Origin of the sequence: Sphingobacterium sp. B16(2022) (assembly GCF_012030425.1) — a bacterium.
GTDB lineage: Bacteria > Bacteroidota > Bacteroidia > Sphingobacteriales > Sphingobacteriaceae > Sphingobacterium > Sphingobacterium anhuiense.
Window position 1 is genome coordinate 1,507,068 of record NZ_JAAUVN010000001.1, and the last position, 16,542, is coordinate 1,523,609.

At 36.8% G+C, this 16,542-nt stretch carries 15 protein-coding genes and 1 tRNA gene; 5 read left to right on the forward strand and 11 right to left on the reverse strand.

Translation table 11 applies throughout. From position 1 onward, the window contains the following. Entirely contained in the window at window positions 1-750 is a 750-nt protein-coding gene (locus HCX49_RS06710; protein WP_237682732.1) for a LytR/AlgR family response regulator transcription factor, read from the forward strand. A 98-nt stretch (window positions 751-848) separates the two neighbouring features. On the opposite strand, the gene HCX49_RS06715 is transcribed toward HCX49_RS06710, so the two are convergent. Together HCX49_RS06715 and HCX49_RS06720 are read right to left on the reverse strand one after the other, a co-directional pair. Next, window positions 849-921 (reverse strand) — tRNA-Lys (locus tag HCX49_RS06715). A gap of 139 nt (window positions 922-1,060) precedes the next feature. Further along, window positions 1,061-1,351 carry a DUF1049 domain-containing protein gene (locus HCX49_RS06720; protein WP_021192051.1) on the reverse strand — a complete coding sequence of 97 codons (291 nt, stop codon included), beginning with the start codon at window positions 1,349-1,351 and terminating at the stop codon, window positions 1,061-1,063. A 169-nt stretch (window positions 1,352-1,520) separates the two neighbouring features. Between HCX49_RS06720 and HCX49_RS06725 the strand changes: the two genes are divergently transcribed. Next, window positions 1,521-2,879: a hypothetical protein gene (locus tag HCX49_RS06725; RefSeq protein ID WP_168126583.1), complete on the forward strand. Its 1,359-nt coding sequence runs from the start codon at window positions 1,521-1,523 to the stop codon at window positions 2,877-2,879. A 166-nt stretch (window positions 2,880-3,045) separates the two neighbouring features. Here HCX49_RS06725 and HCX49_RS06730 read toward each other — a convergent pair whose 3' ends face one another. After that, window positions 3,046-3,345: a hypothetical protein gene (locus HCX49_RS06730; protein ID WP_168126584.1), complete on the reverse strand. Its 300-nt coding sequence runs from the start codon at window positions 3,343-3,345 to the stop codon at window positions 3,046-3,048. A gap of 84 nt (window positions 3,346-3,429) precedes the next feature. Next, the gene (locus HCX49_RS06735; protein ID WP_168126585.1) at window positions 3,430-6,549 is read right to left on the reverse strand and encodes a heavy metal translocating P-type ATPase; all 3,120 of its coding nucleotides are present in this window, start codon (window positions 6,547-6,549) and stop codon (window positions 3,430-3,432) included. 293 nt (window positions 6,550-6,842) lie between these two features. Between HCX49_RS06735 and HCX49_RS25535 the strand changes: the two genes are divergently transcribed. Further along, the gene (locus HCX49_RS25535) at window positions 6,843-7,052 is read left to right on the forward strand and encodes a hypothetical protein (protein ID WP_231577848.1); all 210 of its coding nucleotides are present in this window, start codon (window positions 6,843-6,845) and stop codon (window positions 7,050-7,052) included. Window positions 7,053-7,995: 943 nt separating this feature from the next. Here HCX49_RS25535 and HCX49_RS06745 read toward each other — a convergent pair. The 7 genes from HCX49_RS06745 to HCX49_RS06775 form a co-directional block, all read right to left on the reverse strand. After that, window positions 7,996-8,235: a hypothetical protein gene (locus HCX49_RS06745; protein ID WP_168126586.1), complete on the reverse strand. Its 240-nt coding sequence runs from the start codon at window positions 8,233-8,235 to the stop codon at window positions 7,996-7,998. A gap of 54 nt (window positions 8,236-8,289) precedes the next feature. After that, a complete protein-coding gene (locus HCX49_RS06750) occupies window positions 8,290-9,015 on the reverse strand; it encodes a ThiF family adenylyltransferase (protein WP_132768190.1) in 726 nt (241 codons plus the stop codon). Between the two features lie 3 nt (window positions 9,016-9,018). Next, the gene (locus HCX49_RS06755; protein ID WP_132768192.1) at window positions 9,019-9,675 is read right to left on the reverse strand and encodes a TatD family hydrolase; all 657 of its coding nucleotides are present in this window, start codon (window positions 9,673-9,675) and stop codon (window positions 9,019-9,021) included. Between the two features lie 66 nt (window positions 9,676-9,741). Beyond that, window positions 9,742-11,028, reverse strand: coding sequence for an anthranilate synthase component I family protein (locus HCX49_RS06760; RefSeq protein ID WP_168126587.1), 1,287 nt, complete (start codon window positions 11,026-11,028; stop codon window positions 9,742-9,744). 3 nt (window positions 11,029-11,031) lie between these two features. Continuing rightward, window positions 11,032-12,309, reverse strand: coding sequence for an adenylosuccinate synthase (locus HCX49_RS06765; RefSeq protein WP_132768196.1), 1,278 nt, complete (start codon window positions 12,307-12,309; stop codon window positions 11,032-11,034). 126 nt (window positions 12,310-12,435) lie between these two features. Next, complete coding sequence (locus tag HCX49_RS06770; protein ID WP_021190674.1) at window positions 12,436-12,924, reverse strand: Fur family transcriptional regulator; 489 nt, start codon at window positions 12,922-12,924, stop codon at window positions 12,436-12,438. 83 nt (window positions 12,925-13,007) lie between these two features. Then, complete coding sequence (locus tag HCX49_RS06775; RefSeq protein WP_132768198.1) at window positions 13,008-15,224, reverse strand: RelA/SpoT family protein; 2,217 nt, start codon at window positions 15,222-15,224, stop codon at window positions 13,008-13,010. Between the two features lie 149 nt (window positions 15,225-15,373). Here HCX49_RS06775 and HCX49_RS06780 point away from each other — a divergent pair, with 149 nt between their 5' ends. Both HCX49_RS06780 and HCX49_RS06785 read left to right on the forward strand, forming a co-directional pair. Further along, window positions 15,374-16,012, forward strand: coding sequence for a DUF4294 domain-containing protein (locus HCX49_RS06780; protein WP_231576973.1), 639 nt, complete (start codon window positions 15,374-15,376; stop codon window positions 16,010-16,012). 13 nt (window positions 16,013-16,025) lie between these two features. Next, window positions 16,026-16,520, forward strand: a complete 495-nt coding sequence (locus tag HCX49_RS06785; RefSeq protein WP_021188193.1) for a glutathione peroxidase — start codon at window positions 16,026-16,028, stop codon at window positions 16,518-16,520. Window positions 16,521-16,542 lie beyond the last annotated feature (22 nt).

Below are 16,542 nucleotides of genomic sequence, written 5' to 3' on the forward strand. Positions count from 1 at the left end.
ATGATGAGAGCAATTTTAATAGATGATGAAAATTCTAACCTAGAAAACCTAAGGATTTTGCTAGAAAAGCATTGTCCGCAGATAACCATAATTGCAACAGCACAAAGTGTACGTGATGCAGTTGATGTTATTGAAAAATATGTGCCAGACTTAGTGTTTTTGGATATTCAAATGGGTGATAAGACAGGTTTTGATGTGCTAAAACTACTTCCAATGCGTAATTTCGATGTTATTTTTGTTACTGCTTATGACCAATATGGAATAGAAGCGATAAAATTTGCTGCCTTGGACTATCTTTTAAAACCGATTGATATTGAAGAGTTAATGCATGCGGTAAAAAAAGCCGAGCGCAAATTTACAAGGCAAATACAAACCTCGCAACTCGATTTTTTATTGCAACAGCTTAAAAAGCCAGAACCGACCATAAGCAAAATTGCCTTACCGATGCAAAGCGAAATAAGGTATGTTTCACTATCAGAAATTATACGTTGCGAAGCAGATAACACATATACCCACTTCTTCCTTTCGAATGGTGAAAAGATATTGGTTTCTAAATCACTTAAAGAGTATTCAGATTTGTTACGACCCAACGGTTTTTTGAGAACTCACCAAAGCCATTTAGTAAACCCGAAATATGTAAAAAGTTGGCTAAAAGAAGATGGAGGTATTCTACTCTTAATATCTGGAGATAAAATACCTATTTCTAAGCCCAACAAGGATATTGTAAAACAAGCCTTGCAACAGTTTTAAATGTTAGATAGCTATCCCCGAACCCATACCAATGCTGATGTTCGAATCCTAATATTTTTAAACAAGAAAAGCTAATCTTGCGATTAGCTTTTCCTTTGTGATCCCGCTGGGATTCGAACCCAGGACCCATACATTAAAAGTGTATTGCTCTACCAGCTGAGCTACGGAATCTTACTCTTTTTTGAAGTTTCCTTCGTTGTTTGGATTGATGCAAAGGTAGAAAAAACTAGCATACAGTGCAAATAAAACGACTATTTAATTACAAAGTCCTTTCTTGTCCTTTCATTTATAGGGAATTAATTTTTTAAAATTAAGAAATATAATCCCTATCTTCATTACTTAAAGTTGAATTTGGAACTGAAGATTGTTCAATTTCTGATGGGTTAGCTGGATTTACTTGAATCACTTCTGTCTTTCTTTTCTTAGGTCTCAACAAAATACCCCCAATGATGATCCCGATAAAAAGAGTGATCGCTATAATTGATGATAATGCGAAGATGTGCTTACCAAAAAACCAAAATTCTACCGGAGCAGTGTTCTGCATAAAAAAAATCGTAATAATGACGACTAAAATTAAAAGTATGATCGTTTTGAAATTCATTTTTCGCGTTTTTATTTACCAAAAATAATCATTGTCATTGATACTTTATATTCTTAAAGGTGCAGGATCTATTATTCGTCTTGATAACGTTCTGAAGACTAGAATGAATATTGCACACGGTTACTAAATTAATTAACTTGTATTAATATATAAATAAACTTCTATAAGCATGTATGACCGTCTAAAAAAGTTATTGTCACCGCTTTTTATCTTCTGCCTCGTACTATTGATCGCCAATGATTTTTATATGAAAGCAACTTTCCACAATACGTTTACCGGAAAACTTTCTGATTTCTGTGGGTTATTTATTTTTCCTATTTTTTGGTCAACGATCTTTCCCCGTCATAAATTATGGATCTTTATCTTTACCGGAATATTGTTTGTCTTTTGGAAAAGTGAACTTGCCTCAGGATTTATAGAACTGTTGAATATCTTATTTAACATCCAACGAACGGTCGACCTGAGCGATCTAATTGCGTTGCCAATGCTGTTTGTAGCCTGGTTTTACATAAAAAATGATTCTATCATATTGATTGCTGATTCCTTAATAGCAAGATTAAGCACTTTGATTGTCGCAGGTATTACAATTTTCGCTTTCTGCGCAACCAGTCAGCAAAGGTATGTCCAATCTTTTGATCAGCCACAATATGTTCTCTTAAAATCAGCTACAGTTCCCGATTTAAATTTATATCATGAATTTGAATTTTACCCAAAGGATTCTCTACTTGTCGTTAAGGTCAATCATTGGTATATTAATCGGCCCATTAGAAACGATGATTATAACAAGAATCATTCACTTGAAGATCTAGATAAAAATGTTGTAGCTAGGCTAGCAGATAGCACCACTGTAATTCCTTACGGAAAAATAACTACTCTGATTATTAATACAGCGGAGGGTGAGGATTTTTTAAGATTTAATGGAGGTCGCCTCGATGGTAAATTTAGTAGAAAAGTAAATGATAAATTAATCATTGAAGGATTTTACAAAATGGGGGTAGAAGACTCAACTTGGACTTTTACTTCCGGCGATAGCGATAACGTCGTCGTACAAACATTTGTAAATGGAGAACGGACAAGTGTCAAGCAGTTTGATCATGGTAAATTGGTTGCTAAGACTCATATTAATACCAGAGCAGATACTATCCGAAATACATATGTTCAGATCAGTATTATGATTTTGATTATCATTTTCATGATCCGATTTTTAATCAAGAATTACCGTAATACATTTCCTCAAGAACTTGAACTAAAATTAGTTTGGAAATGGTTAATATGTCTTATATCGCCAATATTTGTCTGGCTATCCTACATTGGAATAAGGATTTTGCTCATGGATTTCAATGAAGATATTTTTGTGATATTAGCATCATTTTTATTTATTTCTATAGTTGTGTGCCCGCTTATGTTTGTTGTTGTATTTTGGATCAAATTACGGAAGGAAATGGATATCCTGTTATACTGCCTAATATTTGGACTTTTATGTAGCATATGGACTTCATGTGGTACACTAATAGCTTTGTATAATTAGTTTTTGTCAAAATTTGACGATGATAATGCTCTTATCGGATTAAAAAAATGGAAATTCTGAATGGGGATTAAAGCAGAGACTATAGTATCAACAGAAATTTATCCGGAAATTTTGAACCTCTCCATAATGTACCAAAAAAGATCCGATAGAACTTAAATGCTACTATTTATAATCTTTTTTTTAATTTCTTAAATAGGAAGCGAACTGCTGCGTAAGTGAGCAAGGAGAAAGCCAGATCTATGGCAAACGCCATTAAGGAATAGTTACTGAAATGCTGCATTTGACCTGTAAGCAGACTTTGTCCTGCACCTTCACTGTAGTACGTTAACGGAAATCCTATTGTAGTTAAACCATCATAGGCCATACCATTGTGATAAGAAAGCCAACTCAGTAAAGCGAAGATCAGTAGCGTAGCTAACAGATAGGCCAATACTTTTTTATAGTTACTATGAGGTTCTTCGTACATGATCATTTAATTTAGAAAAATAGCCTCTTTTTTAAGAGGCTATTTTTTCAGCTGTGATGGACAGCTATATGTTTTTATTAAAATTTATTTCGCATCGATATTGACCGCATTCAATCGTAATGAATTGAGGATAACGGATACTGAGCTTAGGCTCATTGCTGCGGCAGCAAGCATTGGCGATAACAAGATACCAAAAGTAGGGTATAAAATACCTGCTGCAATCGGAATGCCTAAAACATTATAAAGGAAGGCAAAGAGTAGGTTCTGTTTAATATTGCGCACTAGTTTATGACTCAGTATTTTAGCTTTGGCAACACCCATTAAGTCGCCTTTCAATAAGGTTACTTCAGCACTCTCGATAGCCACATCAGTACCTGTACCCATTGCAATACCTATATCTGCCTGTGCTAATGCTGGAGCATCATTGATACCGTCACCAGTCATTGCGACTACTTTATTTTCCTGTTGCAGCTTTTTAATCTCCATCAACTTATCTTCTGGTAGCGCTTGTGCTTTAAAGTGTTTAATACCCAGTTCATCCGCTACAGCTTTGGCTGTTTTGGCATTGTCACCTGTTAACATAATCACATCAACACCATGATCCATCAGGTAATGGATAGCCTGTTTTGCCGTATCTTTTATTTTATCGGCAATAACGAGATAACCTAACAGTGTTGTTCCTTTAGCTAAGTAAGATACTGTACGGCCTTTTTCCTGTTCTACAGCAACTTGTTCTTTAACGCTTTCGCTGATCGCAATACCATCGTCCAATAACAACGATTCATTTCCAAGAAGCACTTTATCATTGGCAATATAACCAATAACACCTTTACCGTTTATGGTATCAAAACGATCTGTCTCTTTTAATGTTAGTTTTGACTCCTTTGCTTTCTTCACTACCGCTTCGGCTAAAGGGTGGGAGCTATTGGCATTCACTGAAGCTGCCAAGATCAACAATTCATCAACGGTACTGTCTGATGTACTGAATACCACTTCCAAACTCGGCCTTCCTTCGGTTATGGTTCCGGTTTTATCTGTCACCAGTACATTCACTTTATCTAGCTTTTCGAGCGCTTCCGCATTCTTTATCAAGATACCATTTTTTGCACCTTTACCGATTCCCACCATGACCGACATCGGTGTTGCAAGCCCCAGAGCACATGGACAGGCTACGATAAGAACCGCCAAAGCATTGGCTAAGGCAAAGGCCAGTTTAGATTCTACTCCATAGATCATCCAGACGACAAATGTTAAAATAGCGATGGCAATTACTATAGGAACGAATATGCGGGATACACGATCGGTTAACTTCTGTATTGGTGCTTTACTTCGGCTTGCACTATTGACCATTTCTATAATTTGTGCCAATAGTGTATCATCACCGACACGGTTGGCTTTCATTAAGAATGACTGATTACCGTTAATCGTTCCAGCACTCACTTTATCACCTTCATTTTTATCGACAGGAACCGGTTCCCCCGTTAGCATGGATTCGTCAATCGAGCTATGTCCAGAAGTTATTTCTCCGTCTACAGGAATCTTTTCTCCTGGTTTAACGCGTAAAATTTGTTCTAACTGGATGTCTGCGACCGAAATTTTCTTTTCCACTCCATTTTCAACTAGATTAGCTTCTGCAGGAGAAAGTTTTATAAGTTCTTTAATAGCTGAATTCGTTCTTGAATGTGCTTTCGCTTCCATTAGTTGTCCCAATAGTACCAGCGTTAAGATAACGGCAACAGACTCAAAATATAGTGCAACCTGACCATGATGACCTAATAATGCATCCGGAAATAGGGATGGAAAGAATAAAGCCACTACGCTGTATAAAAATCCTGCTCCGGCACCTAGACCTATCAAGCTGAACATATTTAAGTTCCAAGTTTTGAAAGAGGTCCAAGCACGCTCAAAAAACATCCAAGTGGCATAAAAAACAACTGGAATGGTTAAAAATAACTGGATCCAGCCTGACATCTTTGGTGTGATGACTTGCCCGATCGGGTTGCCAGGAATCATTTCACCCATTGATAATATAAATAAGGGAACGGTGAATAACAGCGCTACCCAAAATTTCTTTTTCAGTGTTTGATATGTGTGATCATCTTCCTCTGTGTTGGCATTTGCTACTAAATCCATACCACAGATGGGACAAGAACCCGGTTTGTCACTTTGAACTTCTGGATGCATCGGACAGCTGTAAGTTAAAGCTGCTTTCTTTTCTGGCATTTTCTCTAAGTTCATACCACAGACTGGACAGGATCCTGGTTTATCATACAGTTTCTCGCCCTCACACATCATAGGACAATAATATTTACCCGTTGAACTGGCCGTGACCTTTGGAGTGCCCACTTTTTCATGCGAAGAAAAGCCTGTGGATTTAATATCATGGTGATGCTTATCTGCTTTATCAGCTAAAGATTCAACTGGAACGAGAAACATACCACAAACAGGGCAGGAACCTTTTTGGTCGTAAGTTTTATCATGACCTTCACAAAACATAGGACAGATATATTTACCTGATGGTGCGCCTGCAGTTTGGACTGTCTGTTCATCTTTATTTTTTGATGAACAGCAAGAGGCGTTCGCACTTTCATCCTGTGTGTGTTTATTTTCCAATAATGACTCAACAGGTACTAAATGCATCCCACATATGGGGCAGGAACCTTCTTGCTCGTACGTTTTATCATGACCTTCACAGAACATAGGACAGATATATTTACCTGATGACTTGTCCACCGTTTGGTTTATCTGTTCTCCGTTATTTTTTGATGAACAGCAAGAGGCGTTTGCACTTTCATCCTGTGTATGTTTATTTTCCGATAATGATTCTGCGGGTACTAAATGCATACCACAGACAGGACAGGAGCCCGGTAAATCGTACGTTTTATCCTGACCCTCACAGAACATGGGGCAAATGTATTTGCCTGAAACAGCTACTGCACTTTTTTTCGATTGATCATCTGCTTTATGATAGACTGAGGTCTTTCCGTTGTGATGACTATTGTTTTGCACAATGTGGTAATCACCAATTTCTGAAAGTGCTTTATTGCATTCATCTACATCAACACGATCTTCACTATCAATAATGACTTCAGGTGGAGCTAATGTAACAGTAGCTTTTACACCTGGTATCTCATTTAGCTTATCTTCGACATTTGTGCGACATCCATTGCAAGTCATGCCGGATATTTGATATTTTTGATTCATAATCTGCTTTAAATTAACCTATACAAATATCCCTCTTTAGACAAAAATTAATGCTGTAACATTTGAGGTTTAAATTATAAGATTTTAATTAAGCAAGAAATATCCTTTAAATGGATATTTAGCTATCAGTAAAAGAACAAAGAAATTATTACTTTGTTTGTAAATGAAAATAGACCATGGATTCAAATCATAACAGAGATAAAAGAGACAGCTCGGGTCGGACTTCTCATATTTTAAATACTTCAGCCAATTTACTGGGAATTTGTTTTCTGGTCTTAACGACAATAAAAACGATGAAACTCACAGAGGGAAGTTTAATTGATGAATGTGCCGCTATTGCTATTTTCATATTTATGTCCAGCTGTATTATTTCCTTTATTGCGATGAAAAGAGGTGATCTAAGGGAAGTTAAAAGACTGGAAAATATTGCCGATATCATCTTCTTAACAGGCTTATTTGTTCTGTTTGCTGCTTCTATATTACTTGTGTTTAATCTGATATAGCGGTATGACATGACAGTCAATGCTAATTCGGTTTTTAACCGTAAATTATTGCACTGCAGCCACCATTTATAAGGGTAATAGAATGCGAAATTTCTTCCGGTATCGTTAGGTAATGTTTCGTAACTTATTCGCCCTTTCTTCGGAAAGGCTTCGGGAATTGTCTATTGTGCCTCTACTGTTTGTATACTGTTTGTCTACCTTTCCTCTACATAAACAGTAGAGGCGGAGTATAGGCATAGTAGAGGATTAGTATAAACTACCCGAGGAAGGGGCGAAGCAGACCCGAAGGGCAGTCAAATAAAACTCGAATTTGCGGAGAAAAGTTCTTGCCGTAGATAACTTGATCTTTTTTTTAGTGATGTATAAATTTTATGCTTTATTACGAAGAATGTATAAGCTAAAAGTCCAAAGAAGTCCGTAAAAGTCCTTAGTCTTCTCGAGAATGCTTGCACAACGGCTCGATAATGATAGGGAACAACTTCGGGATTGATTCGGGTGCGCTTCGACTGTTCTTCGACTCGGCTTCGGCCATAAGACGAAAACAAGTCGAACAAATGGCGAACAAAATACGAACCAGTCTGCTCGCAATCTCAAAGAAATCCCGAACATCTCTCAAAAAAAAGTCGATCATTCCTAATCTATTATTAAAACATACAACAGATCGCCATCACTATGTCTTTACAATAGATCAGATTAGTTGAAAACAAGAGATTTAAGCAATTTAATCCACCAGCACAAATCTTTGCTAGATTGGTCTAACAGAACTCTTTAAATCGCTTAAAATTAGCTTCAATATAAAGCGGTTAATTTTCAGAATGTGCTGTTCTATTGATATATTGATCAATAGATTGCAACAGTAATTTGAAGGATATATGCCTCAGAATCTTATTGCAGAAAAAAGTAATGTTTAAATGCCTTTGAAAATAATAGGATTGTTAGAAAATTACATAAACAGCATAACCTCAGGATGTTTGAGGACCGTTTTGATCAAAGGTTTTGTTTCTCCCTCAATAATGGTTTTGTAGTGCGGTTCTGGAATGAAAAGTTTAAAGGTTTTCTTTTCAATTTTTATAACAAAAATTGCACCGTGTACCACCTGCTTATCATCGATAACCATTGAAAATTCATCAACCGGTTGATTAGCAAGCTTATTCTTTTCAACTAATTTTATAAGTTTTTCCATAGCCAAAACTACATATTCTCGTCAATATAATGCGATATATTGACGAGAATATCATTAATTTTTAGCGATTAAATCTCTTAATGCAACGGAAGCAATTGCTCCTCCAAATGCAGCTGGCAGATAAGACATCGTTCCGTATGCAGATTTCTTATAGTTACTGCCATCGGTATACAACAGGGATGCTTTATCTGGCAATTCTGTAGAAAATACTGCTTTAAAACCACTTCTTATCCCATGTTTATATAACTTTTTACGGATATGATGAGCAAGTTTACAATTATAGGTTTCTCCGATATCTGCAATTTCTATTTTTGTAGGATCCATTTTTCCTCCAGCTCCCATAGAACTTACAAAACGAACTTTACGCTCTAGAGCCTGACGGATAAAAAATAATTTTGGCGTGATACTATCAATTGCTTCCACTGCATAGTCAGGATTAAGATCCAATAGATCGGAAATCTTTTCAGGAAGAACGAAATCTTCAACAATAGTCAAATCCAGTTCAGGATTTATAGATAACAACCGATCGCGCATAATCTGTGCTTTAGATTGACCATGGTTGGTTGCCAATGCTGGTAGCTGTCTGTTTCTATTAGAAGGATCTACAGTGTCGCCATCAATGATGGTCATTTTGCCAACACCGCCACGGCAGATAAATTCCGCTGCAAACGATCCTACGCCTCCCAATCCCAAAACCATGACATGAGAATTTGCCAATTTTTCTAAAGCTTCACGCCCCACTAATGCCTCTGTACGCGATAGCCAAGTTAAGTCTTTCATATTTTACTCAAATACAAGTTGATAGTTTCTTATTATGTTTTCTTTTAATTCATTTATCGATATCTTTTTCAATTGTGCTGCATAAGCGTACAATTCTCTGATATCGGCATGCGCATCATCCGTTTCCAAAAAAAGCTGTTCAAGAGGAGTCGCTACAAGCGTTTCATCTAACTTTCCCGTGAGAATTGATGAACCAAACGAAAGGTAATATCCTTTTTTAAGCAATTGCTCAGCAAGTTCTCGATTCTTATTAAATCCATGAAAAATGATGTGACCTGTGAAATTTTCACTTTTTAAAACTTGCTGTACTTCGTCAAAAGCACGGACGCAATGAATGATCAATGGCTTACCGTATTCTTTTGCTAAGCTAACTTGTTTTTGAAAAACGTCTTGCTGCACATTTAGGGGCACAGATATTACTTTATCCATACCACATTCCCCGACAGCTAGAATTTCATGATCACGAAGCAATTCTTGCAGGATCGATATGCCTTTAAAAGGGTCACTTTCACTGATGTGCCATGGGTGTAACCCCGCAGTTACTGGCGGTAAATAATGATCATCTGGATCAGCATTCAGTATAAGATTAAATACGTCAAAGCGTTCAGTCTCTGACGAGTGATGCTGATGGGTATGGATATCAATGTATATCTGTGTCATAATCAGGCGCAAATTTCAGAAAAAAAAATGATGTTTGAGAATTTTATCTACTAAAGATATAGATATTTATTGAATATGTGTATCAAGAACTTGCAACATACCATTTGCTTTTAACAAGCATTCTTGATATTCGTCTTCAGCATTTGCCTGAACGGTAATAGCACCGCCTGTCTGAAAGGACAGGTATTTACTTTGTGCATTGTATAAAATGGTCCGGATCACAACATTGAAATCAAAATCACCTTCAGGACCGAAATAACCGATGGATCCTGCATATAACGAGCGTCTTGTTGCTTCAACTTGATCACAGATCTGCATGGCAGCAATTTTAGGAGCGCCGGTCATTGAACCAGCAGGGAAGGTATTTTTAATAACTTCAACATCCGCTACTTTTTCATCGATTTCACAGGTAATGGTCGAAATCATCTGATGAACGAGTTTAAATGTCTGAATTTCGAATAGACGATCTGCTTTGACAGATTTTGGTACTGCGCTTTTCGTGAGATCATTGCGAACTAAATCTACAATCATCACATTTTCAGCAATTTCTTTCGTAGAGTTTAACATGCCTTGGACGATCTTTTGATCTTCTTCAGCAGTTTTTCCTCGCTTTGCAGTTCCTTTTATAGGTTGGGAAATGAGCTGTTGATTCCTTTTCGCCAGAAATCTTTCTGGAGATGCGGAAAGGATGTAATTCTTGTTGAATTTAAAAAATGCCGCAAACGGCGTAGGGGAGATGCTGTTCAATTTTTCAAATGCCGCTACGGGATTTAAGTTGACCTGGTCAGCATAAAACTCCTGGCAGAGGTTGACTTCGTAAATATCTCCTCTTTGGATATGATCTTGCATTTTATTAAATGCAAGCATGTATTCAGCCTTAGACCATCTGGTCTGTATCTGGCCATCAAAACCCACAGAAGCGGTCTGCCATGTAAAATCTAAAATGGTTTGATAGATTTGAGCAGGATTTTCAGCTGTTATCCAAACGGTATTTCCAATTGTTTTGATCGTAACTGCAGGAACAAAGAAATAGGCTAATGGAAATCCTAAAGGATCATCATGATGTGTTTCCAGTTCTTCGATTTCATTTTTCAGATCGTACGAAAAAAAACCAGGAATATAAGTATCTGGATATGTGTCTATAAATTTTTGAACATCCTGAAGTGTATTACCGGAAGTCGAGGTATAAGAGGAAGTTGCTTTTACTGCAATTAAGCAGTAAAATGCACTCCACTGATCGCTATGTCCATTGGAATGGAGATAAGCTACTTCATCAAATTGCGCTGCCCATTGCAGCGCTTTTTGATGAAAATTATTCGTTGAATCTATAACAAAATTGTCTTCGACCCGCATTAACTATTTAGTCAATTTTAATGTTTGTTTACGATCTGGACCAACAGATAGGAACGTGATAGGCACTTCTAATGCTTTCTCTAGATACGTAATGTAATTTTGTAATGCTGCAGGGATTTCACTTTGTTGCGTGATACCAGTCAGATCTTGATTCCAGCCGTCGATTTCTTCAAGAATAGGCTCAGCCTCGTTCGTGATAATCTCATATGGCATGTAATCGATTACTTTTCCTTCATGTTTGTAATGTGTACAAACTTTGATTTTTTCGAAAGTATCCAACACATCAGCTTTCATCATGATCAATTCGGTAACACCGTTTAACATGATGGCATATTTTAAAGCAGGAATATCAATCCAACCAGTACGACGTGCGCGACCTGTTGTTGCTCCAAATTCATGACCTAATTTACGTAAGTTTTCACCTACTTCATCATGTAATTCAGTGGGGAATGGGCCTCCACCTACGCGAGTAGCATAAGCTTTGAAGATACCATATACTGCACCAATTTTATTTGGAGCAATACCTAAACCGGTACATGCGCCCGCTGTAGTTGTATTTGAAGATGTAACAAATGGATAAGAACCAAAGTCAACATCTAACAAAGTACCTTGAGCACCTTCCGCCAATACTTTTTTACCATCCTTTAAATATTGATTCACTAAATGTTCTGAATCAACATGTGGAATAGTTTTAATGAATTCGATAGCAGCTAAGAAAGCTTCTTCTTTTTCAGAGAAATCAGGGATTTCACCGTAGTGTGATAAAATAGAAAGGTGTTTTTCTCTCAATTTTTCGTAACGCTCTTTGAAATCTGGCAATGTAGTATCACCCACACGTAGGCCATTACGACCTGTTTTATCCATATAGGTAGGACCAATACCTTTTAAGGTAGAACCAATTTTACCGTCACCCATTTTAGATTCTGAAGCAGCATCTAGTAACTGGTGAGTAGGAAGGATTAAATGCGCTTTACGAGCTAACACTAAATTTCCTTTACCTACTGGATCAAATCCAGCAGTTTTCAAATTGTCTAGTTCTCTCTTTAAGATAATCGGGTCGATAACAACACCATTTCCGATTAGGTTAAGAGTTCCTTCATTGAAGATACCCGAAGGGATCGTGTTTAAAACGAATTTTTTGTTATCAAACTCCAATGTGTGTCCGGCGTTAGGGCCGCCTTGGAAACGAGCAATTAAATCGTATTGTGGACAAAATACATCAACGATTTTACCTTTACCTTCGTCTCCCCATTGTAAGCCCAAAAGCACATCAACTTGCATAGCTTTTAAAGTATTGTGATTAAGAATTTATGTTAATTTTTTGAATTATCTAAAAACAAAATGTTCAGAAAAATGAGCAAATCATTTTCTGAACAAATGTACTATTATATTTCGCCAATCCTGAGATTAATTTGAAATAACCTCTTCTTTTGCTTTTGAGGCAGCGATTTTTTGTTGGCAATCATTACAAACACCATACAGATTTAACGAGTGATGTTTGATATCGAATTTTAATAAATCACCCATTAAGCTTTGAATCTGGTTGATACGTGGGTCACAAAATTCCACCACGATATTACATTCAATACAAATGACGTGATCGTGTTGTTTAAAGCCATAGGATTTTTCAAATTGAGCCATATTGCGCCCAAATTGATGTTTAGTAACTAAGTCACAGGATACCAACAATTCTAACGTGTTGTATACAGTGGCACGGCTAACTCGGTATTTTTTATTCTTCATATGGATGTACAATGATTCTACATCAAAGTGATCTGTACGGGAATAAATTTCTTCTAAAATAGCATAACGCTCTGGAGTTTTTCTTAGATTTTTATTTTCTAAGTAAGCTTCAAAGATCTTTTTTACTGTTGCGTAATTTTCAGCTGCGTTCATATTAATCAATAAGATTCTTTACAAATTTACCAATTTTGATTCAATTATTGTAGTATTAAAAAAATGTGATATTCAGCTGATGTTTAACTCTCAGATTCATATCGTGAAACAGTGGTAATGCCGCGCACTTGTTTAAGCGTTTTCATTAGATTTTCCAATTGTTCTGTATCATTTACAAAGACCATAATATGCCCTTCAAAAATTCCTTCGTTACTGGTAATACTTAAGGAGCGAATATTAACTTTAAACTCCTGAGATATGACGGTGGTGATCTTATTGACCAAACCAACATCATCGATACCGACAATACGTAATCCGGTCAAGAAAGATACATCTGTTTGGGATGTCCATTTAGCCTTCATAATGCGGTAACCGTAGTTCGCCATTAATTTGGATGCATTTGGACAGCTGGTACGGTGTATTTTTATACCATCGTTTACAGTTAAAAATCCAAATACATCATCTCCAGGTATTGGGTTACAACAAGGAGCAAGGGTGTAATCGATTTTCTGCAAATCATCGCCTAACAAGAGGGTATCCTGATCTTTTTTACTGAATTTCTCTACTAAACCACCAATATGTGTATTAAATTGGGTGTTTTGGGTACTCAGTGTCGCATCGTTGTTTTTTTCGTGCGCCACAAATTCCCGCAATTGTTTAATATCAACGAGTCCTTTGGCTACATTATAAAACAGATCCTGCGAACTTGGAAATTTAAGGAAATTCGCAATTTTATTAATATTATCAGTGTTATAGGTAATCTTTAACGTTTTCAGCTTACGCTCCAGAATTTCTTTACCATCTTCCGCCACACGACGTCTTTCTTCTTTCAGTGAAGAACGGATTTTGGATTTTGCTTTTGCTGTCACGACAAAATTCAACCAGTCTTCTTTTGGTGTTTGTTTGCTCGATGTTATGATCTCTACTTGATCACCATTTTGCAAAACATGACTTAAAGGCACTAATTTATGGTTGACTTTTGCACCGATACAGGTTGCTCCGATATCCGAGTGGATTTCAAAGGCAAAATCTAATGCAGTGGCTTCATGTGGCAGTTGAATAAGGGCTCCTTTTGGCGTGAAAATAAAGATCTCATCGGAGAACAAATTCATTTTAAAGTCGTCCACAAAGTCCAGTGCATTCTGTTCCGGATTGCTCAATACATCTCTAATTTTTTTGATCCACTGGTCTAATCCACTGTCCGAATTGGATTCTTTATATTTCCAGTGTGCCGCAAAACCTTTCTCCGCAATTTCATTCATGCGGCTGGTTCTGATCTGAACTTCAACCCATTGACCGCGAGGTCCCATAACCGTGGTATGCAGAGATTCATAACCATTACCTTTAGGTGATGATACCCAATCTCTTAGACGGTCGGGGTTTGGTCGGTACAGGTCGGTTACAATAGAATACACTTTCCAACACTCTGTTTTTTCACGCTCATCATCGGTATCGATGACAATACGGATCGCAAATAAATCGTAAACCTCTTCGAAAGGAATCGATTTTTTACGCATCTTGGTCCAGATGGAATGAATGGATTTGGGTCTGCCGAAAATTTGCGCCGTTATACCTTGTTCCTGTAATATTTCTTGCACAGGCTGAATAAAGTCGGAGATAAATTTCTCTCTTTCCGCCTTTTTTTCGTTAAGTTTTCGAGCGATAAACTTGTAGGTGTCGGGATCTGTGAACTTCATGGATAAGTCTTCCAGTTCAGACTTGATCGCATATAAACCCAGTCTATGTGCCAATGGCGCATATAAATAACTGGTTTCTGAAGCGATTTTCAATTGCTTATCACGTGCCATAAATTCCATGGTACGCATGTTATGCAGGCGATCCGCTAGTTTGATCAAAATAACACGGACATCATCTGCCAATGTTAATAACATCTTACGGAAATTTTCTGCCTGCATGGAACTGTTCGGATCAAAAATTCCTGAAATTTTTGTCAGTCCATCAATAATACGACGCACTTTTTTACCAAACATCTGCTCGATCTCATCGAGTGTAATGTTGGTATCTTCAACCACATCGTGTAAGAGGGCACAAACTATTGAAGTTGTACCTAAACCAATTTCTTCTGCAGCAATCTGAGCTACGGCAATCGGGTGGAAAATATAAGGTTCGCCAGATTTTCGACGCATTTCTTTGTGACTTTCTAATGCGAGATCAAATGCTTTTCTGATCATCTGCTTGTCACCTCGTTGCATCGTTGGTTTACATGCGCGTAGTAATGCTCGGTATCTTTTACGTATTTCTTTATTTTCTGCTTCTATATCAATCACATAATCTTTCATAAACTTGCAGTTGCATTATGATTTTAAAAATACATTTCTTAAATTAGTTATTGTTAATTTAAAGGAATAAATAGTAAACCCGATTTATTTTTATTAAATGTAATAATTTTTTAATACTATTGACAAAAAAAGACAATTTTTAAATTGTAATGATCAGAATAAACTTACGCTGGATACTATCTTTACTTGCTTTTATCCCTTTTTTGGGGATGTCTCAAGCACTGACAGTACCGCTCTACGGGGAGGGGCAGCAACAAGTAATTGAAGAGTATAATATGACCACATTAGAGAGTGGCGAGCGGCTTCCTTGGTTCTTAATTCCAGAGGTCAAAATATCAAAACCAAGAATATGGACTTCGGAAGATGCTAAAAAACAGTACCTAAGGCTAAGACGAAATGTGTTAAGGGTATTGCCTTATGCTATTTTTGCTCAAAAAAGATATGATCAGTTAGACCGGGAACTTGCATTGGTTTCTGATAAAAAAGAACAGAAAAAGCTGATTGAAACATGTGAGAATGAAGTGAAGTCGATGTTTAATAGGGAAATTAAAAATATGAGTATTACACAGGGGAAAATTCTCATTAAACTTATAGACCGACAAACAGGACATTCGAGCTATGAAATGGTGAAACAGATGAAAGGTGGGTTATCTGCTTTTTTATACCAAGGGGTAGCTAAAATATTTGGACATAACCTAAAAAGTACTTACGATCCGAGAGAAGATTTTGAAATAGAAAATATCATTAGAGAATTTCAAAAAACGAGAAGAGATCCACAGTATTTTTAAAAATTATTAATTTATGAAGACAGTTTATGATTTTAAAGCCCTACAGTTCAATGGTCAAGAAAAATCATTAGCTGACTATAAGGGAAAAGTATTGCTCATTGTAAATACGGCCAGCCAATGCCTGTTTACGAGCCAATTTAAATCCTTAGAAAAACTTTACCAGACCTATAAAAATGATGGTTTTGAAATTCTTGCTTTCCCATCTAATAATTTTGGAAAACAGGAACCACTAACTGGTTATACGTTAGAGACTTTTTGTAAAATTAACCAACAAGTTCATTTTTCTGTTTTTAAACGTACGCATGTGATTGGCGAATATGCCTCGCCCTTGTATCGTTATCTGGCTCAAAAGGAGGAAAATGGACATGTTTCGAGTAAACCACTATGGAATTTTCACAAATATCTGATCAATAAAAATGGAGAGGTAGTCGACTATTTTTACTCAACAACCTCACCAACGGCGTCTAGAATCAAAAAACGTGTTGAGCAATTATTATCTGAAGGGTAGAAAGAACGAAATGTTTACTACT

Coding starts and splice junctions, on each gene's coding strand:
- HCX49_RS06710 (WP_237682732.1), top strand. CDS start 1: ATGATGAGAGCAATTTTAATAGATGATGAAAATTCTAACCTAGAAAAC.
- HCX49_RS06720 (WP_021192051.1), bottom strand. CDS start 1,351: ATGAATTTCAAAACGATCATACTTTTAATTTTAGTCGTCATTATTACG.
- HCX49_RS06725 (WP_168126583.1), top strand. CDS start 1,521: ATGTATGACCGTCTAAAAAAGTTATTGTCACCGCTTTTTATCTTCTGC.
- HCX49_RS06730 (WP_168126584.1), bottom strand. CDS start 3,345: ATGTACGAAGAACCTCATAGTAACTATAAAAAAGTATTGGCCTATCTG.
- HCX49_RS06735 (WP_168126585.1), bottom strand. CDS start 6,549: ATGAATCAAAAATATCAAATATCCGGCATGACTTGCAATGGATGTCGC.
- HCX49_RS25535 (WP_231577848.1), top strand. CDS start 6,843: ATGAAACTCACAGAGGGAAGTTTAATTGATGAATGTGCCGCTATTGCT.
- HCX49_RS06745 (WP_168126586.1), bottom strand. CDS start 8,235: ATGGAAAAACTTATAAAATTAGTTGAAAAGAATAAGCTTGCTAATCAA.
- HCX49_RS06750 (WP_132768190.1), bottom strand. CDS start 9,015: ATGAAAGACTTAACTTGGCTATCGCGTACAGAGGCATTAGTGGGGCGT.
- HCX49_RS06755 (WP_132768192.1), bottom strand. CDS start 9,675: ATGACACAGATATACATTGATATCCATACCCATCAGCATCACTCGTCA.
- HCX49_RS06760 (WP_168126587.1), bottom strand. CDS start 11,028: ATGCGGGTCGAAGACAATTTTGTTATAGATTCAACGAATAATTTTCAT.
- HCX49_RS06765 (WP_132768196.1), bottom strand. CDS start 12,309: ATGCAAGTTGATGTGCTTTTGGGCTTACAATGGGGAGACGAAGGTAAA.
- HCX49_RS06770 (WP_021190674.1), bottom strand. CDS start 12,924: ATGAACGCAGCTGAAAATTACGCAACAGTAAAAAAGATCTTTGAAGCT.
- HCX49_RS06775 (WP_132768198.1), bottom strand. CDS start 15,224: ATGAAAGATTATGTGATTGATATAGAAGCAGAAAATAAAGAAATACGT.
- HCX49_RS06780 (WP_231576973.1), top strand. CDS start 15,374: ATGATCAGAATAAACTTACGCTGGATACTATCTTTACTTGCTTTTATC.
- HCX49_RS06785 (WP_021188193.1), top strand. CDS start 16,026: ATGAAGACAGTTTATGATTTTAAAGCCCTACAGTTCAATGGTCAAGAA.